Origin of the sequence: Pontitalea aquivivens, from assembly GCF_046507575.1 — a bacterium.
In the GTDB taxonomy this organism is placed as follows: Bacteria; Pseudomonadota; Alphaproteobacteria; order Rhodobacterales; family Rhodobacteraceae; genus Pontitalea; species Pontitalea aquivivens.
This window is the reverse complement of sequence record NZ_JBKFEY010000017.1, coordinates 1-24020: the sequence shown is the minus strand read 5'-3', so window position 1 is coordinate 24020 and position 24020 is coordinate 1. Positions and strand designations below refer to the sequence as shown.

The window sequence follows — 24020 nt, the reverse complement described above, 5'->3', positions numbered from 1 at the left end:
TTTTGGCCGTTTCCCGTCAAGAGGAGCGCGAGCAGTGATATCGGACCTTTCCCGCAAGGCGCGCGTTGCGGTGTTGATGAGTGTGGTTGCCGCAGTGGCAAGCTGTGGCCTGCCCCGATCCGGCCCCACCCGCGGCGAGATCATCGCAGGCGCCAAGGACCGCAAGGGCAATTCCTTCATCGTGGATGTCACCGATCACGTCGCCGAGGTCACCGCCGTCGAACCGCCACTGGCGTTTTCCCAGGCTTTCCTGAACGCAGGCATCATCGGATCGGACACGATCAGTCCCGGCGATGTGCTGGGCCTGACGATCTGGGAAAACGTCGATGACGGGCTTCTGGTCGCCCAGGGCGCAAACGCCACGCAATTGACGGAACTGCAGGTGGATGGGTCAGGCTTCATCTTCGTGCCCTATGCCGGACGGATCAAGGCCGCGGGCAACAGCCCCGAGGAATTGCGCCGGATCATCACCGAAAAGCTGGATGCCCAGACCCCCGACCCGCAGGTCAGTGTCGTACGGCTGGCCGGCGATGGCGCAACCGTTTCCATCATGGGCGCGATTTCGGGCCAGGGCGTCTATCCGATCGAACGGCCCACGCGGACCTTGTCGGCCATGGTGGCCAAGGCAGGCGGCGTCGCGATCAAGCCCGAGGTGGCGCAGATCACCGTCAAGCGCAACGGCTATTCCGGCAAGATCTGGCTGAAGGATCTGTATGAAAATCCCCGGATGGATATCGCGCTGCGACCCGGCGACGTGATTCTGGTCGAAGAGGATACCCGCGCCTTTGTCACGCTGGGCGCGGCCGGGCGGCAGGCGCGCGTGCCGTTTGACACCGAGAATCTGTCCGCACTGGAAGCACTGGCCATTGTGGGGGGCCTGAATTCGGGCCTTGCCGACCCCAAGGGCGTGTTCATTTTCCGCAAGGAAAGCGCCAATGTGGCCAATGCCGTGCTGGGCCGCGCCGATCTGGCGGGGGAACAACGGATGATTTATGTGATGGATCTGACCGAACCCGATGGCGTCTTTGTTGCGCGCGATTTCATGATCCGCGACGGCGACACCCTTTACGTCACCGAGGCCCCCTATGTTCAGTGGCAAAAGACCCTGTCCGCGCTGACCGGGCCGCTTGCGACCGCCAACACCGTCGACAACCTTACCAGCAACTGATGCCCCGGCATTCGGGCGCTGCGGGGCCGCACGATCCGAAGGCCGGGGCCAGTTCCCGTCGTCTGTTCGTCTATAATGCCGGGTTTCTGCGTCAGGCGCGGCTGCGCGCGATCCTGCAAGCCGCCGGGTACCGCCTGCGCCTTGGCCTGCCCCACCCCGAGGATGCCGTGGCCGTCTGGGGCCGCAGCCCCACCGCCTGGCGCGGGGAAGCGATCGCACAGCGTCAGGGTGCCGCGCTGATCCGGGTCGAAGATGCCTTTCTGCGATCCATCCACCCCGGGCGGCTGGGCAGCGCCCCGCTTGGCTTGCTGATCGACCCTGTGGGCGTACATTTCGACGCTGCGCAACCGTCGATGCCAGAACGGATCCTGGCTCGGGATGGGCTGGACGATAATGCCATTTTACAACGCGCCCGTGATGGGATGGCGCGGCTGCAGGCATTGGAATTGTCCAAATACAACAATTTCGACGAAACCCTGTCCCCACCCGCCCCGGGTTATGTGCTGGTGATAGATCAGACCGCCGGCGATGCCGCGATCCGCCATGGCAATGCCAGTGCCGCCACCTTCCGCGAAATGCTGGCCCATGCCCGGATCGATCATCCCGGCGCACGGATCGTGATCACGACCCACCCGGAAACCCGGGCCGGATTGCGTGCGGGCCATTTCAACGCCGCCGATTGCGATGCGCGGACCACGCTTCTGACGGCGCCGGTGTCACCCTGGAAGCTGCTGGAAGGGGCCATCGCGGTCTATACCGTCAGTTCGCAACTGGGTATGGAGGCGGTCTTCGCCGGGCACCGCCCGCGCGTCTTTGGCCAACCCTTCTATGCCGGCTGGGGCCTGACACAGGACGAAACCCCGGTCGCACGCCGGCAACGCCGGCTGACGCGGGCGCAGCTATTCGCGGCGGCCTATATCCTGGCACCAACCTGGTTCGACCCCTGCCGCAACCGCATCTGCAGCTTTGAAGACGCTGTGGATCAGCTGGAAGCCGATGTCCGGGCCTGGCGCACCGATCGGTCCGGCTATGTCGCAGGCGGCATGCGCCGTTGGAAACGCCCCACAATCCAGCGGTTCTTTGGCGCGCACGGGACCGTCAGCTTCGCCGATGATGCAGCTGCGGTACCGCGGGCGCAGAAACACGGGCAGCCGCTGTTGTGGTGGGCAAGCCGGATCACCCCCGGGGTTGAACAGGCTGCCGCCGCGCGGAACCTGCCGCTTATGCGCGTCGAGGATGGTTTCCTGCGCTCTCGCGGGCTTGGCGCGGATCTGGTGCCCCCCCTGTCGCTGGTCGTGGATCGGCAGGGGCCGCATTATGACCCAAACCGCCCCTCGGATCTTGAGGTGCTGATCGCCCAGGCGCCACCGCCGGGCGGACGGGTGCGGGCAGAAAAGCTGCTGGCGCGCATCCGCACCGCTGGCCTGTCGAAATACAATCTGGGGGGGGGGCTGCCGGATCTTCCGGCTGGGCATCGCATTCTTGTGCCCGGGCAGGTCGAAGACGATGCCTCGGTCCGGCTGGGTGCAGGCAAGATTTGCACAAATCTGGCATTGCTAACGGCTGTGCGCGCCGAAAACCCGGATGCAATTGTCCTTTTCAAACCTCACCCGGATGTCGAGGCGGGCCTGCGCCGCGGTGCTGTCGCCACAGGCTGCGCCCTTCGCTTTGCCGACCGCATCGTGACGGGGGCAGACCCCATCGCGCTGATCGAGGCCTGTGACGAAGTCTGGACCATGACCTCGCTTCTGGGCTTTGAGGCACTTTTGCGCAGCAAGCGGGTAACCTGCACCGGGGTGCCGTTTTATGCGGGCTGGGGCCTGACGCGCGATCTTGGGCAGGTGCCCGCACGCAGACAGGCGCGGCCCGATCTGCTGCAGCTGGTGCATGCGGCGCTGATCGCCTACCCGCGCTACATCGACCCGATCAGTCGCAAGGCCTGCCCGCCCGAAGTGGTGGTTGATCGCCTTTTCAAAGGCGAATTGCCTGCCCGATCCGCCACAAACAGGACAATCGCAAAGCTGCAGGGTTTTTTTGCAGGCCAAGCCTGGCTTTGGCGCTAGGCCCGCCGCCAGCGGTGTAACACATCCCCGCCAATGGGTTCGGTTCCGGTCAGCGCGAAACGTGGCGCATCGGCCAGATGGTGCAGATGCATCGGCCCAAGCGCCGCGCGGGCATCACCGCCCAAGGTAACCCCGGCGGTGAAGCCGATCAGTTCGTCCACCAGCCCCGCACGCATCAAGGCTGCGGCGAACACACCGCCGCCTTCGCAAAACACACGCGTCAGCCCTTCGGCGCCAAGCCGTTGCATCAGGACCTGTGGGTCCAGCCCACCACCGGCGTTTGGCACTTCCAGCAGACACGCCCCGGCACCCTGCCAGAAGGCACGCGCATCCGCCGGCGCGTCAGAACCATGCATCAGCCACAACGGTGCCTGCGCCACCGAGGCCGCCAGCCTGCCCCGCGGCAGATCCAGCCGCGTGCTGGCCACAACCCGCACCGGCGCACGCAACGGCGTAAAACCACGCACGGTCAGCAAGGGGTCATCGGACCGCGCCGTGCCGCCGCCAACCATGACCGCGTCATGGCGGGCGCGCAGGGCATGGACCCGGGCGCGCGCCTCAGGCCCCGTGATCCACTGGCTTTCCCCGCGGGCGGTGGCAATGCGGCCATCAAAACTGCTGGCGAGCTTCAGTGTAAGCATCGGACGGCCCTGCGTCACGCGCATCAGAAACCCGGTCTGAAGGGCGCAGGCCTCAGGTTCCAGCACGCCTTCGGTAACCTCGACGCCAGCCGCGCGCAGCATGGCGTGGCCTCGCCCGGCAACGCGCGGGTCGGGGTCGGTCTGCGCGGTGACCACGCGCGCCACGCCCGCCGCAATCAGCGCCGCGGCACAGGGCGGCGTCTGGCCGTGATGGGCACAGGGTTCCAGCGTGACATAGGCCGTGGCCCCGCGCGCCGCAGGGCCCGCCTGATCCAGTGCACGGCGTTCGGCATGGGGCCGCCCCCCCGGCTGGGTCCAGCCCCGCCCCAGGATGCGCCCGTGGCGAACGATCACACAGCCCACGGCCGGGTTGGGCCAGACATTGCCAAGCCCCCGCCCCGCCAGCGACAACGCCAGCGCCATGAACCGGCGATCAGCCTCGCTCACTCGGCATCGCCCGCGTGCGGCCGCAGTTCCGAGACAAACTTGTCGAAATCATCCGCCGCCTGGAAGTTTTTGTAAACGCTGGCAAAGCGCACATAGGCCACGGTGTCGATCCGGGCCAGGGTTTCCATCACGATCTCGCCAATCGTCTTGGACGGGATGTCGGTTTCGCCCAGGCTTTCCAGTCGCCGCACAATACCCGAGATCATCTGATCGATCCGTTCGGGTTCAATCGGCCGCTTCTGCATCGAGATGCGGATGGACCGTTCCAGCTTGTCGCGGTCGAAATCCTCGCGCTTGCCCGAGGATTTGATCACCACCAGATCGCGCAGCTGCACCCGTTCATAGGTGGTGAACCGGCCGCCACAGGCCGGGCAGAACCGCCGCCGCCGGATGGCCACATGGTCTTCGGCCGGGCGACTGTCTTTCACTTGCGTGTCGATATTGCCGCAGAACGGGCAGCGCATGGGCCCTTCCCCTTTTCCTGTTACTTCCGCCTCATCATCGGGGATGTGCCCCCCCGTTTGCCACAAGACTATAGGGGCAAGCCGATTCGTTGGGTAGACGGTTTTTCAGACCACCAGATACGGGGGGACGGGTGTGGCACGGCGGACTCAGAGATTGCTCAGGTCCGGGAAGGGCGGGATCACATGCTCACAGGTGGATTCCGCGGCTGTGGCCAGATAATTGTCACCCACCGCCCGGATCATCAGCGACAGGTTACCGTCGCGCGGCGCATTGGCCGCGGCCAGCACCCGGACATCGGGCCGCAACGTGAACACGACAGACCGCGCGCGCGGGCGCGTTTCGCTGGGTCCTTCGGGGCGAACGACATACAGCCGCGCATTGTACTGGCCCAGTCGGTTCGCCGCATATTCCCCCGCTGCGCACCAATATTGCATCGGATCAAGGCCGGGGATTCCCACCACCTCAAACTGGCCGGGAACCGCGGGATCGGCCAGCACGGGGTTGCCAAGGCTGCTGAAGGCATCGGGAAGCGCGTCGGGCAGCGGGCGCGGCCCGGCCACGCAGCCCGCGACAAGCAGCACCACCGAAAGGGAAAGGGCAAAAACCTTCATAACCTGATCCTTTGCCTGCCACAGCCGCCGCTTATTGATCGAGGAAGCTGCGCAGCTTGCGGCTCCGGCTGGGATGTTTGAGCTTGCGCAGCGCCTTCGCCTCGATCTGGCGGATACGCTCGCGGGTGACGCTGAACTGCTGGCCCACTTCTTCCAGCGTGTGGTCGGTGTTCATGCCGATGCCAAAACGCATCCGCAGCACACGTTCTTCGCGGGGGGTCAGGCTGGCCAGAACGCGGGTCGTGGTTTCCTTCAGGTTTTCCTGAATGGCCGAATCCAGCGGCAGGATCGCGTTCTTGTCCTCGATGAAATCGCCCAGCTGACTGTCTTCCTCATCCCCGATCGGGGTTTCAAGACTGATCGGCTCCTTCGCGATCTTCATCACCTTGCGAACCTTTTCCAGCGGCATCTGCAGCTTTTCGGCCAGTTCCTCGGGCGTGGGCTCGCGGCCGATCTCGTGCAGCATCTGGCGGCCGGTGCGCACCAGCTTGTTGATCGTCTCGATCATGTGCACCGGAATACGGATGGTGCGGGCCTGATCGGCGATGGACCGGGTGATCGCCTGGCGGATCCACCAGGTCGCATAGGTGCTGAACTTGTAGCCGCGACGATATTCGAACTTGTCCACCGCCTTCATCAACCCGATATTGCCTTCCTGGATCAGGTCCAGGAACTGCAGCCCGCGGTTGGTGTATTTCTTGGCGATGGAAATCACCAGACGCAGGTTCGCCTCGACCATTTCCTTCTTGGCCTGGCGTGCCTCTTTCTCGCCCTTCTGCACCTGATTCACGATACGGCGGAATTCCTGGATATCGACGCCGACATATTGGCCGACCTGCGCCATTTCCGAACGCAGGTCTTCCAGCCGGTCGCGCGATTTTTCCAGAAGCGTCTGCCAGCCCCGGCCCGATTTTTCCGCCATCCGGTCCAGCCAGGTCGGGTCGAGTTCATAACCGCGGTATTCGTCGATGAATTCGCGCCGGTTGATACGGGCCTGATCGGCAAGTTTCACCATGCCCGAATCGATCGACATGATCTTGCGGTTGATCCCGTAAAGCTGGTCGATCAGCGCCTCGATCCGGTTGTTGTGCAGGTGCAGTTCGTTCACCAGCAGCACGATTTCGGACCGCAGCTTCTGATAGGCCGCCTCTTCCGCGACGGAAAAGGTGCCGTCCTCATTCAGCGTGGCCGACATCCGCAGGTCCTGCATCTCGGCCAGACGCGCATAATCGCGCGCGATGATCTCCAGCGTTTCAAGCACCTTCGGCTTGAGCGCGGCCTCCATCGCGGCCAGGCTCATGTTTGAGCCTTCGTCGTCATCCTCGTCGTCATCGACGCGGGCGATCGGGTTGCCATCTGCATCCAGCTCGGGCTCATCAGTGCCACCGGCGCGGCGCGGCGCGGCCTCGACCGACAGGCCATCGACCACCGGCTCATCCAGGTCGCCCTCATCATCCATCGAGCGGCCAAAGGTCGCCTCCAGGTCGATGACGTCGCGCAGCAGAATATCCTCATTAAGAAGTTCGTCGCGCCAGATGGTGATCGCCTGGAAGGTCAGCGGGCTTTCGCAAAGGCCCGCGATCATCGTATTGCGCCCGGCCTCGATGCGCTTGGCGATGGCGATCTCGCCCTCGCGGCTAAGCAGTTCGACCGAACCCATCTCGCGCAGATACATGCGCACCGGGTCGTCCGTGCGGTCCAGCGTCTCGCTTTGCGTCGTGGCCACCGCCACCTCGCGCGAGGAGGACGTTTCCACCACCGCGCCGCCCTCGGCTTCCTCGCCCTCTTCGCCCTCGATGACGTTGATGCCCATTTCCGACAGCATCGACATCACGTCCTCGATCTGATCGCCCGAAACCTGATCGGGCGGCATCACGGCGTTCAGCTGATCGTAGGTGATGTATCCACGCTCCCGCGCCTCGGCGATCATGCGCTTGACGGCAGCCTGGCTCATGTCGAACGAGGTATCCTCGGCATCCTGATCTTCGGGCTTGGTGTCGTCGATGTCTTTGGCGGCCATGGGCGCTCCTCGGGTCGGTGGTGGGCGGGCTGGCGGTCAGCCGGCGGCGGGGCACGGGGCGAATCGGTTTCCCCGGTTTTATCGAATCAAAGGGCCGAATCACAGGGGGCGAATCCCCCCCTTCGTCCCGGCGGCTGTCAGTGTCGCTTCTTGCGCCAGACCTCGGCATCGATCAGCGCCTGAAGCTGGGCGGACAGGGCGGCGCGGTCCTCGCCCATGTCACTGTTTTCATCCATCTGCGACCGTTCGGCCCGGTGGCGCGCGGTTGCCGCCTGGCTAAGCCGCCAGGTCACCCCCTCATCGGCCAGGCCGGTCAGATCCTCCATCGCATCCTCAATCTCGGCCCGCACGGCCCGGTGGGCATCCAGCTTTGCCAGTTCCTCGGCCAGGCACATCCGCGCCAGATCCGCATCCGCACCCGCCTGCACCGGCGGGGCAATGCGCACATGGGGCAGGTTCATCAGCTTTTCAAGTTCCGCGCCCGCGCCGGCAAGAATCCGTTCACGAATCGTCGCCGGGTCTTCATGGGCATGCATCAGCAACAGATGGCGCAGCCGTTCATGCCCCGGATCGGCCAGATGCACCGTTTCCAGCTGGCTTTCGAACTGCGCGATCAGCCCGGGCTGCGCGACACAGATCGCCAGCACCATCGCCGCGCGCAGATAATCGGCCACCGCCTCATCCGGCGATGCCGCCAGCAACGTCGAGCGGGTCGATGCAAGCGGCTGCGCCGGCACCGCCCCACGCCGCCAGGGCGCCCCGGGGCCAGGCTTCCCCCCCGCCCCGCCCCCAGGCGCGCTGCGGGGGCGCGCGGCACCGAACAATTCCCAGCGCAGACGCTTGATCTCTTCGCCGTAATGCGCCCGGATCGAGGGGTCGGCAATGCGCCGGATCGCGGCGCGCAGGCTTTTGTCCAACGCGGCCTTGCGCTCGGGGCTGTCAAAGTTCCTGCCCTCCGTCTCGCGCTGCCACAGCAGATCGACCATCGGTCGCGCACCCTCGATCACCCGGGCCATCGCCTCGGGCCCCTGCGCCCGGATCAGGTCGTCCGGGTCCTGGCCGCCCGGCAGAACCGCAAAGCGCAGGCCCTTGCCCGCCTCCAGCAATGGCAAGGCCAGGTCAATCACCCGCAGCGCGGCGCGCAACCCCGCCGCATCCCCATCCAGCGCCACCACCGGCTCATCATGCATCCGCCACATCAGCCGCAACTGATCCTCGGTCACCGCCGTGCCCAGTGGCGCCACCGCACCGCCAAAGCCCGCCTCGACCAGCGCGATGACATCCATATATCCCTCGGCCACGATCAGCCGCGCCCCCTTGCCACAGGCTTCGCGGGCGGGACCGTGATTGTACAGGCTGCGGCCCTTGTCGAACAGTTCGGTTTCCGGAGAATTCAGGTATTTCGCCGGATCGTTCGGGTCCATCGCCCGCCCGCCAAAGGCAATGCAGCGTCCGCGCGCATCGCGAATCGGAAACATGATCCGGTTGCGGAAAATGTCATAGGGCGCCTTGCCCGTGCTGCTGGGCCGGGCCAGTCCCGCCCCCAGGATCAGGTCCTCGGCAATCCCCTTGGCACGCAGATGATCCCACAGACCCTGCCAGCCGGGGGGCGCAAATCCGATCTCGAACCGCGCCAGCGCCCCGGCCCCCAGCCTGCGCCGCGCCAGATAATCGCGCGCGCCCGCCCCCGCGCCGGTCGACAGCTGCAGGCGATAGTATTTCATCGCCTCTTCCATCACCTGCGCCAGTTCGCTGCGCCGGTCGGCCTTTTCGGCCGCCTTCGGGTCGCGCGCGGGCATCTGCATCCCTGCCTCGCGCGCCAGAATTTCGACCGCCTCGATGAAGCCGACATTCTCGGTCTCGCGTACAAAGCTCAGCGCGTCACCCTTCGCATGGCAACCGAAACAGTAATAATAGCCCTTGCGGTCATCGACATGGAATGAGGCCGATTTCTCATGGTGGAACGGACAGGGCGCCCACATGTCGCCCTTGGCCTGATTGGACTTGCGCATGTCCCACACGACCTTGCGCCCCACCACCTGCGAGATGGAGACGCGATTGCGCAATTCGTCAAGAAATCCGGGCGGCAGCGACATGCCCCCTATATTGGTCCGCCGCACGCAAGAGTCGAGAGCCCGGCAGCCCCGGACCCGCATTCCCCTTCGGCTTTGTCAAAATATCCTCGGGGGGTGAGGCGCGGCACGCGCCGAGGGGGGCAGACGGCCCCCCTGCCCGCCATCCCTACAACCCCTTGGACTGATAGCTTTTCGCCACCCGGTCGATCGCCACGATAAACGCCGCCATGCGCAGGTCGGATACCTCGGGACGCGCGTGCCAGACCTCGCGCATCGACTGATAGGCGATCCGCATCGTATCATCGAGCCCCGATCGCACCAGTTCCAGTTCCCCCGCGCCGGTCAGGAAGCGGCGCTTGAAATCGGGCGACAGGGTCCAGCCCAGGCCCTTGTCCGCGCTCAGCCGTTCCAGTTCCTCGACCAGCAGGCGGTTGCGCGCCTCTTCGGCGCGGCGTTGCATCCGGCCAAACCGGATGTGCGACAGGTTCTTGACCCATTCGAAATAGGATACCGTCACCCCGCCCGCATTGGCGTAAAGGTCGGGGATGATCACGATTCCCTTGCGGCGCAGGATGTCATCCGCCCCCGCCGTCACCGGGCCGTTCGCGGCCTCGATGATCAACGGCGCGCGGATGCGCGCGGCATTGTCCAGATTGATCACCCCCTCCATCGCGGCCGGGATCAGGATGTCGCAATCGGCCTCCAGCAGTTCGGCACCCACGGGCTCGAACCGGCCCGCGGGGCAGTTGCGCACACCGCCGGTGGCGCGCAGATGCGCAAGGACCACCTCGATATCCAGGCCCGCATCGTCCCACAGCCCGCCATCGCGCTCGATCACCCCCACGATGCGCGCACCATCTTCCTGCGCCAGGAACCGCGCGGCATGGCTGCCCACATTGCCCAGGCCCTGCACCACGATGCGCTTGCCGTCCAGATCGCCCGACAAGCCGGTCGAGGCCACATCCTCGGGGTGGCGAAAGAATTCGCGCAAGGCATATTGCACGCCCCGCCCCGTCGCCTCGACCCGACCCTGGATCCCGCCGGAATTCAGCGGCTTGCCGGTCACGCAGGCACGGGCGTTGATATCGGTGGTGTTCATCCGGGCATATTGGTCCACGATCCAGGCCATTTCGCGCTCGCCCGTGCCCATGTCGGGGGCGGGCACGTTCTGCGCAGGGTTGATCAGATCGCGCTTGATCAGTTCATAGGCAAAGCGGCGTGTGATCTGTTCCAGCTCATGCGGTTCCCAGTCGCGCGGATCGATGCACAGGCCACCCTTCGATCCGCCAAAAGGCGTTTCCACCAGCGCGCATTTATAGGTCATCAGCGCGGCCAGCGCCTCGACCTCATCCTGGTTGACACCGGGGGCATAACGGATGCCGCCCTTGACCGGCTCCATATGTTCCGAATGCACCGATCGATAGCCGGTGAAGGTGTGGATCTGCCCGCGCAGCCGCACCCCGAAGCGCACGGTGTAGGTCGAATTGCAGACCCGGATCTTCTCGACCAGCCCCGGCGACAGATCCATGACCGCGACGGCGCGGTTGAACATGATATCGACCGAATCGCGAAACCCCGGTTCCCGAAGTTGTGTCATTCTTGCCTCCCTTTGGCGGGTTCCGGCCCCAAGCGCCTACCGCCCCGGGAAAAGGCTAGGCCCCAAGGCAGCCTGTGGCCACCGTCAAAACGGCGAATCACGGCGCCCCGGCCGCACAATTCGCCGCGACGGGCCAGCGGTTTGCCGCGACCCTGGGCTACAGGGGCAAGCTTCCTGTGATCCTGCTGCCCCGGCCTGGAAACAATCGCGGCAAAACGGCACGGATGCGTCCCGATTGGAAAACAGTTCCACGAACTTCGCAACTCTGCCTCATTTTTGCCAGACACACCGCATGTTATGGAAAATTGTGGCAAAACCTGCGGTGCGGCGGGCTTGGCTGCGCCGCGACCAGTAAAAGGTTTCAAGATGTCAAAGCTCGCCCCGATCGCCCCTCGATCCCTTGCAAGGTCATTGCGCGTACGACTGGCGCGACTGCGTGATGACGAAGACGGCGCGATCCTGATCTTCAGCCTGCAGATTTTTCTGATCATGCTGATCACCACCGGCGTCGCGATCGATTTCGTCCGCCAGGAAGAACGCCGCGCCACGATTCAGGCCACGCTGGACCGCGCCGTCCTGGCCGCGGCCGATCTGAACCAGTCGCTGGACCCAACCGAGGTCGTGCAGGATTATTTCGCAAAAAGCGGGCTGGGCCACATCAAGGTCAAGCCGATCGTGAAAGAGGGCGCCTACAAGGAATGGCGTTCGGTCGAGGCGAAGGTCAGCGACACCATGCCCACCCTGTTCGGGCCGCTTGTGGGCATCACCGAACTGACGGTTCCCGCCGCAAGCCGCGCCACCGAAAGCGTCGGAAATGTGGAAATCTCGCTTGTGGTCGATATCTCCGGTTCGATGAATGATGCCGTCAAGAAAGCAGATGGCAGCACCACGACCCGTATCGCGCTGCTGAAGGAAGCGGCAAAGACCTTCGTCGAGACGATGTTCACCAGCGTGCAGCCACCGGGCGCGACACCGGGCAAGCTTTCGATTTCACTGGTACCTTACAATCAGCAGGTCGTGCTGGGCAGCCGCCTTGCCAGCCTTTACAATCTTAAGACCGACCATACCAGCAACACCTGTGCCGATCTGCAGACGCTCAGCTTCGATGACCTTGCGATCGCCCCCGCGACCGGATTGCAGCGAACGATGCATGGCGACAGTTTCGACTACAAGGGCAACGACTGGACCCTGCCCGAACTTGTTGACATCCACAATTGCCAGGAGGCCGGCTTCGCCGAGATCCGTGCCTTCAGCAATGTTCAGAAGGACCTGCGGGACAAGATCGAGGCGCTGGTGGCCGGGGGCGATACAGCCATCGATTTCGGTGCAAAATGGGGGCTGGCGCTTCTGGACCCCTCGGCCCGCCCGGCGCTGAACAAGATGATCGAAAAGGGCTGGGCCAGCGCCGATCTGTCCGGGCGCCCCTTCGATTATCAGAAAGCGAACCCCCTGCCCGAAGACGTGGATGTGATGAAGGTGCTGGTGCTGATGACCGATGGCCAGAACACCCGATCCTATTCCACCAGGCCGGAATTCCGGTCCGGTCCGTCCGGCCTGATCTCGACCGTCGGCCCACAAGAGATCGGCCCCGGCAAAAGCAAGCGTTACCTTTATTACCACGATCCGTCGCGCTCCCGGCCCTATTACAGCTTTCACGACGGATCCTGGAAAAATGACTCTCAGGTCAGCGGCACGAAATACCCGATCACCTACAACACGCTTTGGACAAAGAAATATCCGATCTATGACCGCTCTGGCCGCAAGATCGGCGAGGCGCCGATGACCATGCAACATGTTGTCTGGACCTATCTTGGCGTGCCGAACAACAACCGCAGCGATTTGTACGACCGGATGGCGCATCAGTCGGAATTCGGCGACAAGGACACCGATCTGCGCGCGCTATGCGCCGAGGCGAACGACGAGACACACAAGATCAAGATCTTCACCATCGCCGTGGATGCGCCTGATGAGGGTAAAGCGGTGCTGTCCGATTGCGCCACAAATGAGTCCTATTATTACCCCGTCACCTCTGCCGATCTGTCCACCGCCTTCGCCTCGGTCGCCTCGGCGATCAACGCGCTGCGGCTGACGAACTGACGCCATGTCAACGCCTTTGACCAGGTTCCTGCGCCGCGCCCGCTCAGAGACGGGCGCCGCCACGATACCTGCGGTGCTGATGCTGCCGATTTTCCTGATCATCATGTTCAGCGGGGTCGAATTCGGCATGCTTGTCCTGCGCAAGACCATGTTCGAACGCGGCGTGGACATGGCCTCGCGCGATCTGCGGCTGGGGATCAAGCCGATGCCTGATCATGAGGCCGTGAAACGGTCGATCTGCGACAAGACCATCCTGTTTTCCGAATGCATGCGCGACCTTGCCGTCGAGGTGTTCGAGGTCGACCGCACCACCTGGACCTCAGCCGGTTTCGACAAGGCGCCGACCTGCACCGACCGCACCGACGCCGACCCCCTGGAGGTCGTGATCCAGCGCGGCCAAAGCAATCAGCTGATGCTGATGCGCGCCTGCATCAAGGCGCGCCCCCTGCTGCCCGGAATGGGCATCGGGGCAACGCTGCTGACCGACAGTTCCGGCCAGTTTCCGATCGTGACAACCACCGCCTTCGTGAACGAACCGCGCCTGGGCAGCAACTGAGGGTGCCATGAATATCCTGAAAACCCTTGCTCGCCCCCTTTGCCGGATCGACCGGGAAACCGGCGGGTCAATGCCGATCGAAGCGGTGATGGGCGCGGCTCTTCTGCTGGGCTGGCTGGGCGTGTCGTTTCAATTCTACGATGCCTTTCGCATCAAGGGCATCAACACCAAGGCGGCCTACACGATCGCCGATCTCATCTCGCGCGAGGATATGCCCGTCGGGCCCGCCTATATCGAGGGTCTCGAAGAGGTCTTTGAATTCCTGACCGTGCCGCGCGGCGATACCTGGATCCGCGTTTCCTCGATATACTGGGACAGGGACGCCAAGGAATACCGCGTAACCTGGTCGCATGCCACCGATGGTCAGCCCGTCCAGACCCACGAGACGATCAACCTGGCGGCGCATCGCATCCCCCGGATGCCCGTTGGCGATTCCGCCCTGGTAGTCGAAACCCGATTCAACTTTGCGCCCCTGGCGATGATCGGGTCCAAGACTGCGAAGGCAGGATCTATCTTTTCGCAGATCGGCTTGCCCACCAGCATCCCGATATCGAATTTCGTGGTCACCCGCCCGCGTGGCACCCGCATCATCTGGGATGACGCGAACTGATCCCCGTCCCCGCCCGCACGGGTCAGGCCCCGACCGCCTTGCGCACCATGCCCCAGTAAATCTCTTCGACCCGCTCACGGCTTAGCCGACCGCCGGCGCGGAACCAGGTGTTCACGCCCGTCAGCATGGCGATGATTGCCAGCGTCGCCAGCTTGGTATCTGGCACCGACAGACTGCCATCCGCCTGCCCCGCCTTCAGGATCGCCTCCAGCTCATTTTCATAGCTGCGTCGCAATGCCTCGATCCGGGTGAAATTCTCTGGTCCAAGGTTGCGCAGTTCCATGTAGGACAAAAAGACCGCCTCGGCCCGGTCAAGGTTGAAGCGGATGTGAAAGCGCACGAACCGTTCCAGCGCGACCAGCGCATCGGCACAGCGCGGCACCGCCGCCCAGGCCGCCAGCAGGTCCTTCATATGCGTTTCAAGCAGGTCGAACAGCAGCGCCTCCTTGTCGGGGGTATACAGATACAGCGCCCCCGCCTGCACCCCCACCGCCGCCGCTATCTGGCGCATCGACACGGCCGCAAAACCGTGCCGCGCAAACAGGCGCTGCGCCTCGGCGCGAATGCGCGGCCCAGTGATTTCGGAATGCGATCCTGCCTTGCGTGCCATACCGGAACCGTAACTGAACACATGTTCAATATCAAACCCCTATGGCCACCGCCCCGCCCCCGGCCTATTGTGGCACGACTGTCCCAGCCCGAGTCCGCGATGCGCCCCCTGCTCGTCCTTCTGATCCCGATGCTGCTTTTGTCCTGCGCCGGCGACGGGACGCGGCATGGCGCACGGGCGCCCTACCCGGTGCTTTTGCCGATCGATCAGATCCTGGTTGATGCGGCACCCGCCCCCGACCCCGACCCCGACCCCGCCGCGGACCTGACCACCCGCGCCAACGCGCTGCGCGCCCGCGCCGCGGTCCTGCGTCAACCGCTTCCCTAAGACCAGGCCCCGTCCCGCGTTGCAAGCGCCCCGCCGACGCGCTAACAGATCGGGGCAATTGTTCATCTTCAGGAGTTTCCCATGCCCAGCCCGTCCGGCCCAGCCCTTCGTCTTGGCATCGCGGGCCTTGGCACCGTGGGCATCGGCGTGATCAAGATCGTCCAGCGCCATGCCGGGCTTTTACAGGCTCGCTGCGGCCGTCCCATCGTGATTACCGCCGTTTCCGCACGCGATCGCCAGAAGGTCCGCGATGCCGATCTGTCTGCCTATGCCTGGGAAACCGACCCTGTTGCGCTGGCCCGGCGCGAAGATGTCGATCTGTTCATCGAACTGATGGGTGGCCATGACGGCCCCGCCAAGGCCGCGACCGAGTCCGCGCTTGCCGCAGGCAAGGACGTCGTCACGGCCAACAAGGCGCTTCTGGCCCATCACGGCCAGGCCCTGGCCGAAACCGCCGAGGCCGCCGGTCGCGTGATCCGCTTTGAAGCCGCCGTCGCCGGTGGCATCCCCGTAATCAAGGCCCTGACCGAGGGTCTGGCCGGCAATGCGATGCGCCGCGTGATGGGCGTGATGAACGGCACCTGCAACTACATCCTGACCCGGATGGAAACCGCCGGCCTGCCCTATGACACCGTCTTCGAAGAAGCCCGCCAGCTTGGCTATCTTGAGGCCGACCCCAACCTGGATGTCGGCGGCATCGACGCGGGCCACAAGCTCAGCCTGCTGGCCGCCATCGCGTTTGGCACCCGCGTCAGCTTCGGCGATGTCGAGCTTGAAGGGATCGGCCGGATCTCGATCGACGACATCCGCCGCGCGGGCGACATGGGGTACAAGATCAAGCTGCTGGGCGTCGCCCAGATGACCGGCCGCGGGCTGGAACAGCGCATGACCCCCTGCCTTGTGCCCGCCACCTCACCCCTGGGGCAATTGCAGGGCGGCACGAACATGGTGGTCCTGGAAGGCGACAGCGTGGGCCAGATCGTCCTGCGCGGCCCCGGCGCGGGCGAAGGCCCCACCGCCAGCGCGGTGATGGGCGATGTGCTTGATATCGCACGCGGCCTGCGCCTGCCCACATTCGGCCAGCCTGCGCATACACTGGCCGCCCCGATCGCGGCAAAGGCGAATTCGCCCGCCTCCTACTATCTGCGGACGGAATTGATGGACAAACCCGGCGCGCTGGCAAAGGTCGCAACCGTGCTGGGCGAGGCGGGCGTGTCCATCTCGCGCATGCGCCAGTATGGGCATGAAAGCGCCTCGGCCCCGGTGCTGATCGTCACGCACAAGACCACGCGTGGCGCGATCGATCATGCCATCGGCCAGATGGGCTCGACCGGCGTCGTCCTGGGTGAACCGGTGGCGATCCGGATCGAGGAAGTCTGACCCCCCTTCGGCTTTGCCAAAATATCCCGGGGGGAAGGCAGGGCGCCCCCGGGCGCCCTGCCGCGGGGGGCAGCGCCCCCGGCCCGGCGCCGTTAGCGCGACCGCCCTTGTGATCGCCCCCCCATCGCGGCTAGATGACACCGGCCCCCGCGGAACCGGGCATCTCGCCCCTGCTGACAGGAACAGACATGACTTCTCCGACCGATTTCAACGACCGTATGCTTTCGCTGGGGCTTGCCCGTGTGTCCGAAGCCGCCGCCCATGCCTCGGCCCGGCTGATCGGACGGGGCGACGAAAAGGCCGCCGATCAGGCCGCCGTCAATGCGATGCGCGATCAGCTGAACAAGCTCGACATCAAGGGCGTCGTGGTCATCGGCGAGGGAGAACGCGACGAAGCCCCGATGCTCTACATCGGCGAAGAGGTCGGCTCGGGCGACGGCCCCAAGGTCGATATCGCGCTTGATCCACTGGAAGGCACCACCCTGACCGCCAAGGACATGCCCAACGCGCTGACCGTCATCGCCATGGCGCCGCGCGGTACGCTTTTGCATGCCCCCGATGTCTATATGGAGAAGCTGGCCATCGGCCCAGGCTACCCCAAGGATGTCGTCAGCCTGGACATGGGCCCGGCCGAACGCGTCCACGCGCTGGCCAAAGCGGGCGGCGTCAAGCCCGAGGACATCACCGTCTGCATCCTGGAACGTCCCCGCCATGAGGCGATGATCGCCGAAGTGCGTTCAACCGGCGCCGCGATCCGGCTGATCACCGATGGTGACGTGGCCGGCGTGATCCATTGCGCCGAAGCGGAAATCACCGGCATCGACATGTACATGGGATCTGGCGGCGCGCCCGAGGGCGTTCTGGCCGCCTCGGCGCTGAAATGCATGGGCGGGCAGATGTGGGGCCGGCTTCTGTTCCGCAACGATGACGAACGCGGCCGCGCCGCCAAGGCCGGGATCACCGACCTGAACCGCATCTATTCGCGCGACGAGATGGTGACCGCCGATGTGATCTTTGCCGCCACCGGCGTGACCAACGGCTCGATCCTGCGCGGCGTGAAGCGCGAGCCGAACTTCATCGAGACCGAAACCATCCTGATGCGGTCGAAAACCGGCTCGGTGCGCCGCATGATCTATCGCAACCCGATCCGGTAAGCGCGCACGGGGGGCTGTCTGCCCCCCGCAGCCTTCACCACCCCGCCGGGGTGGTGAAGGCCCCCCCGAGAGTATTTTGCCAAGAAGAAGGCCGCCGATCAGGTCCTTGCGACCTGCCACTGGCGGAAGCCTTCGTTTTTTGGCACCAAGGGCCGCATGAACACAGCCTTTCTGAATGTCGACAGTTCTGCCACCGGCCGGCGCTGGATTGGCCCTTCGGCCGAAGCTGATCGTCTGGCAGAGGCGATGGCACAGGCCACACGCCTTCCGCTACCGCTCGCCCGGGTGCTGGTCGCCCGCGGCGTGGCACCCGACGAGGCCAGCGGTTTCCTGGAACCCACCCTGCGCGACCTGTTGCCCGATCCGCGCCGCCTGAAGGACATGGAGACCGCCGCCGCCCGGTTTCTGGTGGCCGTAAAGCGGCGCGAACCGATCGCGGTCTTTGCCGATTATGACGTGGATGGCGGCGCCTCGGCGGCGCTTCTGCTGACCTGGTTGCGGGCGATGGGGCGGCAGGCCACCCTGTATATCCCGGACCGTATCGATGAAGGCTATGGCCCGAATGTCCCGGCCATGGCGGCACTGGCCCGCGATCACCGGCTGATCCTGTGCGTCGACTGCGGCACGCTGAGCCACGACCCGATCGCGGCGGCCAAGGGGGCGGATGTGGTTGTGCTGGACCATCACCTGGGGGCCGAGACCTTGCCCCCGGCCGTTGCCGTGGTGAACCCGAACCGGCAGGATGAAGAGGGGGATCTGGGCCATCTGTGCGCGGCTTCGGTGGTTTTCCTGATGCTGGTCGAGGCGAACCGCCAGCTGCGCGCAGAGGGGGCGCAGGGACCCGACCTGATGGCGATGCTGGATCTGGTCGCGCTGGCAACAGTTGCGGATGTGGCGCCGCTGGTGGGCGTCAACCGGGCGCTGGTGCGTCAGGGGCTGAAGGTGATGGCGCGGCGGGGGCGCCCGGGTCTTGTGGCGCTGGCCGATGTGGCACGGATGGACCAGATGCCCAACACCTACCATCTGGGCTTTCTGCTGGGGCCGCGGGTGAACGCCGGGGGCCGCATCGGCGCGGCCGACCTGGGCGCGCGGCTTCTGGCCACCGACGATCCGCATGAAGCACAGGCGCTGGCGGCGCGGCTGGATGCGCTGAACACCGAGCGCCGTGAGATCGAGAATCGTGTCCGCGAAGAGGCCTTGGCCCAGGCCGAGGCACGCGGGCTGGAGGCGCCACTGGTCTGGGCGGCAGGCGAAGGCTGGCATCCGGGCGTCGTGGGAATCGTTGCGGCCCGGCTGAAAGAGGCCACCAACCGCCCCGCCGTGGTGATCGGCCTTGACGGGGCCGAGGGCAAGGGATCGGCCCGGTCGGTCGCGGGCGTCGATCTGGGCGCGGCCGTGCAGCGCATTGCCGCCGAGGGGCTGCTGATCAAGGGGGGCGGACACCGGATGGCCGCCGGTCTGACGGTTGCGCGCGACCTGCTGGAACCCGCGATGGAACGGCTGGCGGCGCTTTTGGCCAAACAGGGCGCGGGCGCACAGGGACCGCGCGACCTGCGGCTGGATGGACTTTTGATGCCCGCCGCCGCAACGCCGCACCTGATTGAAGAGATTGAAAAAGCAGGCCCCTTCGGGCAGGGGGCCCCCGCCCCGCGTTTCGCCTTTGCCGCGATGCAAGTCCTGGGCCCGCGGCGGATTGGCGAATCGCATCTGCGGTTCAGTTTTGGCGACGGCATGGCCCCCCGGATCGACGCAATCGCCTTCGGCGCCTTCGATGGGCCCCTGGGTCCGATGCTGGCCGATCCAGGGGCCGCGCGGTTCCATCTGGCTGGCCGGCTGGAGATCAACAGCTGGGGCGGACGCAGCAAGGTACAGCTGCGCCTTGAGGATGCCGCAAGAGCCTGAAACCCCACCCTTTTCAGGCCGCTTTCCGGCTTGCGCACCAATGCGAAGAAAGTTTGGAAAAATCGCAAAAAGACCCTTGCGCGTCGCGTGCAGCTGGCCTAAACACCGCCCCACACCGCAGGTGATGATCGCTGAAACGATGCGAAAGTTGCGAAAAGCGGTCTCGGTGGCCCGTTCGTCTATCGGTTAGGACGTCAGGTTTTCAACCTGAAAAGAGGGGTTCGACTCCCCTACGGGCTGCCACTTACCATTTCTTAATGGATTGATTCCTTTAGGAAATCGGCAAGACGGCAAATCTCTACCCACAATTCACCCACAGCATCCCGCCGTTGAAATCGACCGCCGCCAACGCGTTGCAGGCCGGGGAAATATCACGCATTCGTGAACTCCAAGGTCCGGGCAAGGGCAACGTTTTCGCCGATTTCGGCGAACACTTGGGCAGGTTCTCCGGTAACACATCGGAACTTGCTTTGCGTCGCCGCCCTGCCCATATCGCAACTGCGCGCCACCAAGAAAGTACCGTTGATGGACCCGATTGAACTTTACGCCGATTTCTACTCGCCCCGTTGGGGTCATACCGACAGATATACTTTCGTGCTTTCGATGGACCGCATGGACGTAAGCCACATGGCAAGGAAATGTGCTGTCATTTGGCATGAAAATTCCGATCCAACTTGGCAGGGCGAACCCCTCATGGGAACTTTCGCCAACGATTCGATCTATCCGCCTGCGATCATGCTCAGCTTGCTTGTTCGGCTTTGGACTGAATGGCGGGACGGACGGTTCACCGCCGAAGAAGCCCAATTCGAACTGGATGAACTTACGGAATATGTGAACGCTTCGACGGCAGCCAAGCCAAAATCAGACTTCTGGCGCGGCACCTTCTGAACGAAAAAGACCCCGGCGCAATGCGGCCCTATACGCTGCAACCGGGGTCTGTCGCCGGGTGTCTAGTCCGGCTAGCGGACAGGTCGAAAGGAATTAAGCCCCTGTCCGATCCTCATTCAGCCGCTTCGGCGGGCGCTTCGGCATCAACGAAGGTTTCCCGTGCCTTGTCCGACTGCGCCGAGTCATAGGCGGCTTCCGGTTACGGGCCGTATGGATAGCGGAAAACGCCGTCCCTACCGCCCTGCGCCTATGCCATCCCTGCCTCTGCCAGAAGGTCGGCCATCGTCATGCCGCCAAACGCATTCCGCCAGACTTGCGACCGTTTGCGCTGAAGCAGCTGTTCAACGGTTTCGTCGGGCTGCAACATGCCGTCGAAGCCGCGATGAAACGCGCTAGGCATGATGTTCGCAACGCAGATCAGCGCATGAACTTCGGCCATACGGGGAACTTCACGTTCGTAGGTTTCGGACACGATCGTCTTCAGCCGCGGGCTTTGCGCGCACGGCGGATCGCTTGGCCGATCTGTTCGGCTGTTCTGGCTGAGAGGTCCATGGTGTGGACCCTTTTACGACATAGGGCAAATCAAAACGAATTACGCTTCAACGTAAAATTCCATAATTTACGCCACACCGCAAATCAGTGGCCAAACTCACGCCCGCGATCGGCCAAACGGCGATAGACTGGCTCCGCCGATCCCAAACACAGCCGCGCGGTGGTTACATCCCATTTATGCCCGCCATCCTCGCGCGTCCAATAGCGCAGAAGATACGCATCTCCGCCTTCATCGCCACCACCTCCGCGCAAGACACCGCCAAGGCCGCCAGCACCCAGTGGCGTGCCGTGGCCGATCAGATCCGGCCCAAGGTGCCGAAGTTGGCGACCATCATGAACGAGGCCGAACACGATGTGCTGGCCTACATGTCCTTCCCCCAAGAGCATCGGGCGAAGCTCCACTCGAGCAACCCGCTCGAGCGTCTCATCGGCGAAATCAAGCGCCGCGCAGAGGTCGCCGGCCCTCGGGCGATCTCTCGGATCGATGGCGTTCGCGCCCTTGAGCAGAACGACGACTGGACCGTCCAACGCGCCCGCTACATGACGCTGGAAACCATCGCGGTGATGGGCGAAGATGCCGTCATCAGCTTGCCCGCCATGCATCCTGTTCAAGCAGGCCCACACCGAGCATCACGGTGACGATCAGCGCCAGATACACCACACCACGGGACAGGATCATGCGCTCAAACCCGCGGTAATTATGCGCTTATCATCGCTCCCCGCTCGGCTGAAAAATTGCGCAGTCAAGCGCGAAATGCTCCGCGTTCTGGTCGCCAGGGAAATTGCAGACGATGCGTTGAACAGGGGCGGGCATTTCCGCCAACGCCAGCGTCTGCGTCTGCGTCTGCGTCTGCCGCCGGAAAACAGAAGAAGCTTCCTGTATTTTCTCTGCCTGCAGGGAAATTTGTCGAGACAGGATGACCCGCCCCTCACGGAGATATCACGTTTTCATTAAAACTCATGAATTTAGGCACAGAGCTCGGCACAGCCCGATGTCTTGCACCCGCGTGCACAACCGCCCCCGCCGCAGCGGGAAGAGCCCGCGATCCGACAACCGCATCGGGCGCCCCGGCATGAAAACCCGCACGTCGACCGTCCGCAGTTTGTCAGTTCAGCGCACTCAGCTCGGCCAACAGCGCGGCATTCCGGCACCAGTCGGGCGGCCCGGGCGCACGGTCGGGGTTTTCCGACAAATATACCAGACAGCCAGCCACCCCGTCGCATTGCCGGCAGCGATCGACCATCCCTGCCAGATCTGCCCGTGTCAGCACCCCCTCTTGCATGTTTTCCGAAAGATTTACCCCAAGCCGACGCGCGATGCCGCGCGTGATCCAGAAGTGCATATCCGGGTTTCCTTGAATTCCCATCGCCTTGGCCCTCCGCCACAGGTTTCGCCTGGCCGCCGCACCGACAGCCGCGCCTTTGCGCATAATCCGGCACGGTTGCCCGACTGTCGCGATGCCAGTCCGACATCCACGATCATCGCAACAGGATCACAAAACCTGACCCCCACAGCCATGATCCAGATCAAGCGGACGAATGCCGCCCCGCCACTGGATCAGCGCCCACGGGCGCGTAACTCTGCCACGGTCTGACGCACGACATCCATGCGCAGCGCGTTGGCCGGGTGGGTGCCCAGGATCATCCGGCCCGGATCCGGGATCCGCGTGAAGAATGCCGCGCCAAGCAGCGGGTCGTAACCCGCATTCCAGGTCAGGACCGTGCCCAGACGGTCAGCCTCCAGTTCATAATCCTTCGATTTCGCCCGGCTTCCCACCGTGGCGCCGAAATCCTGCGCCGAACGGATCGCGGTGGGGTCCGCGCCTGACGCCGCCGCCAGCGTACCGAAGATCAGCGCCCCCGCCATCGCATCCTGCTGCTTGCGCGGAATGTGCCCGGCAATGTGATGGGCCGCCTCATGCGCCATGACAAAGGCCAGCTCATCCTGGTTGCGCGCTTCGGAAATCAGCGCAAGGTTGAACCCGATGACCGGCCGCCCCGAGGATTCAAAGGTCTGAAACGCATTGGGCGCCTGGCCGGGCCGGTCGTCCACCACGACACGGTAATCACAGTTTTGCGCAGCGGCTGCCCGCGCACGGCACCCGGCCTCGATCAACGGCTCCATCCGGCGCGCGACGGCAATGAAATTCTGCGCGGCCAGATCAGGCGGCAAAAGCTGCGGCAGGTGCGCACTGGCCGCCTGCACCGGTGCCACCTGCCCCGGCCCCCCCGCACAGGCGGCAAGGATGGCCAGAAGCGGCAGGGCAAGGGCAAGACGCAGCATGGCAAGGCGCATGAATACCTCCGGACGGGTCGTGTCCGGCAGATTACCGGGCCGCCCTGCCCCGGAAAAGAGTGCGCTGCCCCGCTCACGCCAATGTTTCCTCTTTTTGCGCAACCCTTGGCGCGCTATCCTTGATATATGTTCACCATCGAGCACGAATTCGACGCCACCGTGATCACCCTCGTCGATGAGGGGGATGATTCGAGCGGTTTCCTGCAGGAAGACATCACGATCCACAACTTTGAGGAATGCGTGACCCTTGAACAACTGGACGAGCATACCGACACCGTGCAGCGCATCACCTTTTCGCATGCACAGTTGCGCGAACTCGCAGCGGCGCTGAACCTGCCCGAAGGGGTTTACCGCCTGCACCGCCCCACAGACAAACACGACAAGACCTGACACGCTCCTTCGGCTTTGCGAAAATATCCTGCGGGGGTCCGGGGGCAGAGCCCCCGGCGCCTGCCCAAGCGGACAGGGGGGGGGGGGGGGGGGGGGGGGGGGGGGGGGGGGCGCCGGGGGGGGGGGGGGGGGGGGGGGGGGGGGGGGGGGGGGGGGGGGGTCGGGGGGGGG

General features: G+C 64.5%; 21 protein-coding genes, 1 tRNA gene and 1 pseudogene. 13 read left to right on the top strand and 10 right to left on the bottom strand.

All coding sequences use genetic code 11. From position 1 onward, the window contains the following. Window positions 1-76 precede the first annotated feature (76 nt). The gene (locus ACK8OU_RS14985) at window positions 77-1168 is read left to right on the top strand and encodes a polysaccharide biosynthesis/export family protein (protein ID WP_410304229.1); all 1092 of its coding nucleotides are present in this window, start codon (window positions 77-79) and stop codon (window positions 1166-1168) included. Beyond that, the gene (locus ACK8OU_RS14980) at window positions 1168-3231 is read left to right on the top strand and encodes a capsular polysaccharide biosynthesis protein (protein ID WP_410304228.1); all 2064 of its coding nucleotides are present in this window, start codon (window positions 1168-1170) and stop codon (window positions 3229-3231) included. Before ACK8OU_RS14985 ends, ACK8OU_RS14980 begins: the two co-directional genes overlap by 1 nt. On the opposite strand, the gene ribD is transcribed toward ACK8OU_RS14980, so the two are convergent. From ribD to ACK8OU_RS14950, 6 genes are all read right to left on the bottom strand, one after another. After that, window positions 3228-4319 (bottom strand): bifunctional diaminohydroxyphosphoribosylaminopyrimidine deaminase/5-amino-6-(5-phosphoribosylamino)uracil reductase RibD, encoded by a 1092-nt coding sequence (gene ribD / locus ACK8OU_RS14975; protein WP_410304227.1) that lies wholly within the window; start codon window positions 4317-4319, stop codon window positions 3228-3230. The two genes, ACK8OU_RS14980 and ribD, sit on opposite strands and share 4 nt — an antisense overlap. Continuing rightward, on the bottom strand, window positions 4316-4783 hold the full coding sequence (nrdR, locus tag ACK8OU_RS14970) for a transcriptional regulator NrdR (protein WP_250046024.1): 468 nt from the start codon (window positions 4781-4783) through the stop codon (window positions 4316-4318). The genes ribD and nrdR overlap by 4 nt, the downstream gene beginning before the upstream one ends. A 147-nt stretch (window positions 4784-4930) precedes the next feature. Further along, window positions 4931-5395: a hypothetical protein gene (locus tag ACK8OU_RS14965; protein ID WP_410304226.1), complete on the bottom strand. Its 465-nt coding sequence runs from the start codon at window positions 5393-5395 to the stop codon at window positions 4931-4933. Window positions 5396-5426: 31 nt separating this feature from the next. Continuing rightward, complete coding sequence (gene rpoD / locus ACK8OU_RS14960; RefSeq protein WP_410304224.1) at window positions 5427-7415, bottom strand: RNA polymerase sigma factor RpoD; 1989 nt, start codon at window positions 7413-7415, stop codon at window positions 5427-5429. A 137-nt stretch (window positions 7416-7552) separates the two neighbouring features. Next, entirely contained in the window at window positions 7553-9511 is a 1959-nt protein-coding gene (dnaG, locus tag ACK8OU_RS14955) for a DNA primase (protein ID WP_410304223.1), read from the bottom strand. A 145-nt stretch (window positions 9512-9656) separates the two neighbouring features. After that, the gene (locus tag ACK8OU_RS14950) at window positions 9657-11087 is read right to left on the bottom strand and encodes a Glu/Leu/Phe/Val family dehydrogenase (protein ID WP_410304222.1); all 1431 of its coding nucleotides are present in this window, start codon (window positions 11085-11087) and stop codon (window positions 9657-9659) included. Window positions 11088-11498: 411 nt separating this feature from the next. On the opposite strand from ACK8OU_RS14950, the gene ACK8OU_RS14945 reads away from it, so the two are divergent. The 3 genes from ACK8OU_RS14945 to ACK8OU_RS14935 are packed head-to-tail and all read left to right on the top strand — an operon-like array spanning window position 11499 to window position 14350. After that, window positions 11499-13184, top strand: a complete 1686-nt coding sequence (locus tag ACK8OU_RS14945; RefSeq protein WP_410304221.1) for a pilus assembly protein TadG-related protein — start codon at window positions 11499-11501, stop codon at window positions 13182-13184. 4 nt (window positions 13185-13188) lie between these two features. Continuing rightward, entirely contained in the window at window positions 13189-13740 is a 552-nt protein-coding gene (locus tag ACK8OU_RS14940) for a TadE/TadG family type IV pilus assembly protein (protein ID WP_410304220.1), read from the top strand. Window positions 13741-13747: 7 nt separating this feature from the next. Further along, window positions 13748-14350, top strand: a complete 603-nt coding sequence (locus tag ACK8OU_RS14935; RefSeq protein WP_410304219.1) for a TadE/TadG family type IV pilus assembly protein — start codon at window positions 13748-13750, stop codon at window positions 14348-14350. A gap of 22 nt (window positions 14351-14372) precedes the next feature. Here the strand turns inward: ACK8OU_RS14935 and ACK8OU_RS14930 are convergent, their stop codons facing one another. After that, window positions 14373-14960 carry a TetR family transcriptional regulator gene (locus ACK8OU_RS14930; RefSeq protein WP_410304218.1) on the bottom strand — a complete coding sequence of 196 codons (588 nt, stop codon included), beginning with the start codon at window positions 14958-14960 and terminating at the stop codon, window positions 14373-14375. A 69-nt stretch (window positions 14961-15029) separates the two neighbouring features. Between ACK8OU_RS14930 and ACK8OU_RS14925 the strand changes: the two genes are divergently transcribed. From ACK8OU_RS14925 to ACK8OU_RS14900, 6 genes are all read left to right on the top strand, one after another. Continuing rightward, on the top strand, window positions 15030-15287 hold the full coding sequence (locus ACK8OU_RS14925; protein WP_410304217.1) for a hypothetical protein: 258 nt from the start codon (window positions 15030-15032) through the stop codon (window positions 15285-15287). Between the two features lie 81 nt (window positions 15288-15368). Further along, complete coding sequence (locus tag ACK8OU_RS14920; protein ID WP_410304216.1) at window positions 15369-16667, top strand: homoserine dehydrogenase; 1299 nt, start codon at window positions 15369-15371, stop codon at window positions 16665-16667. A gap of 188 nt (window positions 16668-16855) precedes the next feature. After that, window positions 16856-17821, top strand: coding sequence for a class II fructose-bisphosphatase (gene glpX / locus ACK8OU_RS14915; protein WP_410304215.1), 966 nt, complete (start codon window positions 16856-16858; stop codon window positions 17819-17821). 156 nt (window positions 17822-17977) lie between these two features. Next, window positions 17978-19723, top strand: coding sequence for a single-stranded-DNA-specific exonuclease RecJ (recJ, locus tag ACK8OU_RS14910; RefSeq protein ID WP_410304214.1), 1746 nt, complete (start codon window positions 17978-17980; stop codon window positions 19721-19723). Window positions 19724-19891: 168 nt separating this feature from the next. Further along, window positions 19892-19966, top strand: a tRNA-Glu gene (locus tag ACK8OU_RS14905). A gap of 138 nt (window positions 19967-20104) precedes the next feature. Then, window positions 20105-20611, top strand: a complete 507-nt coding sequence (locus tag ACK8OU_RS14900; protein WP_410304213.1) for a hypothetical protein — start codon at window positions 20105-20107, stop codon at window positions 20609-20611. Window positions 20612-20858: 247 nt separating this feature from the next. Here the strand turns inward: ACK8OU_RS14900 and ACK8OU_RS14895 are convergent, their stop codons facing one another. Next, window positions 20859-21083, bottom strand: a complete 225-nt coding sequence (locus tag ACK8OU_RS14895) for a hypothetical protein (protein ID WP_410304212.1) — start codon at window positions 21081-21083, stop codon at window positions 20859-20861. A 299-nt stretch (window positions 21084-21382) separates the two neighbouring features. On the opposite strand from ACK8OU_RS14895, the pseudogene ACK8OU_RS14890 reads away from it, so the two are divergent. Then, a pseudogene (locus ACK8OU_RS14890) lies at window positions 21383-21802 on the top strand (transposase); the annotation flags it as partial. 467 nt (window positions 21803-22269) lie between these two features. Here ACK8OU_RS14890 and ACK8OU_RS14885 read toward each other — a convergent pair. Further along, on the bottom strand, window positions 22270-22530 hold the full coding sequence (locus ACK8OU_RS14885) for a DUF6455 family protein (protein ID WP_410304211.1): 261 nt from the start codon (window positions 22528-22530) through the stop codon (window positions 22270-22272). Between the two features lie 191 nt (window positions 22531-22721). Beyond that, window positions 22722-23459 (bottom strand): M48 family metallopeptidase, encoded by a 738-nt coding sequence (locus ACK8OU_RS14880; RefSeq protein ID WP_410304210.1) that lies wholly within the window; start codon window positions 23457-23459, stop codon window positions 22722-22724. 126 nt (window positions 23460-23585) lie between these two features. On the opposite strand from ACK8OU_RS14880, the gene ACK8OU_RS14875 reads away from it, so the two are divergent. Next, complete coding sequence (locus tag ACK8OU_RS14875) at window positions 23586-23849, top strand: hypothetical protein (protein WP_410304209.1); 264 nt, start codon at window positions 23586-23588, stop codon at window positions 23847-23849. The last annotated feature ends 171 nt before the right edge of the window (window positions 23850-24020 follow it).

Excerpts from the sequence above, each read along its gene's own strand:
- ACK8OU_RS14985 (WP_410304229.1), top strand. The coding sequence starts at position 77 with ATGAGTGTGGTTGCCGCAGTGGCAAGCTGTGGCCTGCCCCGATCCGGC.
- ACK8OU_RS14980 (WP_410304228.1), top strand. The coding sequence starts at position 1,168 with ATGCCCCGGCATTCGGGCGCTGCGGGGCCGCACGATCCGAAGGCCGGG.
- nrdR (WP_250046024.1), bottom strand. The coding sequence starts at position 4,783 with ATGCGCTGCCCGTTCTGCGGCAATATCGACACGCAAGTGAAAGACAGT.
- ACK8OU_RS14965 (WP_410304226.1), bottom strand. The coding sequence starts at position 5,395 with ATGAAGGTTTTTGCCCTTTCCCTTTCGGTGGTGCTGCTTGTCGCGGGC.
- rpoD (WP_410304224.1), bottom strand. The coding sequence starts at position 7,415 with ATGGCCGCCAAAGACATCGACGACACCAAGCCCGAAGATCAGGATGCC.
- dnaG (WP_410304223.1), bottom strand. The coding sequence starts at position 9,511 with ATGTCGCTGCCGCCCGGATTTCTTGACGAATTGCGCAATCGCGTCTCC.
- ACK8OU_RS14950 (WP_410304222.1), bottom strand. The coding sequence starts at position 11,087 with ATGACACAACTTCGGGAACCGGGGTTTCGCGATTCGGTCGATATCATG.
- ACK8OU_RS14940 (WP_410304220.1), top strand. The coding sequence starts at position 13,189 with ATGTCAACGCCTTTGACCAGGTTCCTGCGCCGCGCCCGCTCAGAGACG.
- ACK8OU_RS14935 (WP_410304219.1), top strand. The coding sequence starts at position 13,748 with ATGAATATCCTGAAAACCCTTGCTCGCCCCCTTTGCCGGATCGACCGG.
- ACK8OU_RS14930 (WP_410304218.1), bottom strand. The coding sequence starts at position 14,960 with ATGGCACGCAAGGCAGGATCGCATTCCGAAATCACTGGGCCGCGCATT.
- ACK8OU_RS14920 (WP_410304216.1), top strand. The coding sequence starts at position 15,369 with ATGCCCAGCCCGTCCGGCCCAGCCCTTCGTCTTGGCATCGCGGGCCTT.
- glpX (WP_410304215.1), top strand. The coding sequence starts at position 16,856 with ATGACTTCTCCGACCGATTTCAACGACCGTATGCTTTCGCTGGGGCTT.
- recJ (WP_410304214.1), top strand. The coding sequence starts at position 17,978 with ATGAACACAGCCTTTCTGAATGTCGACAGTTCTGCCACCGGCCGGCGC.
- ACK8OU_RS14885 (WP_410304211.1), bottom strand. The coding sequence starts at position 22,530 with ATGGGAATTCAAGGAAACCCGGATATGCACTTCTGGATCACGCGCGGC.
- ACK8OU_RS14880 (WP_410304210.1), bottom strand. The coding sequence starts at position 23,459 with ATGCGCCTTGCCATGCTGCGTCTTGCCCTTGCCCTGCCGCTTCTGGCC.
- ACK8OU_RS14875 (WP_410304209.1), top strand. The coding sequence starts at position 23,586 with ATGTTCACCATCGAGCACGAATTCGACGCCACCGTGATCACCCTCGTC.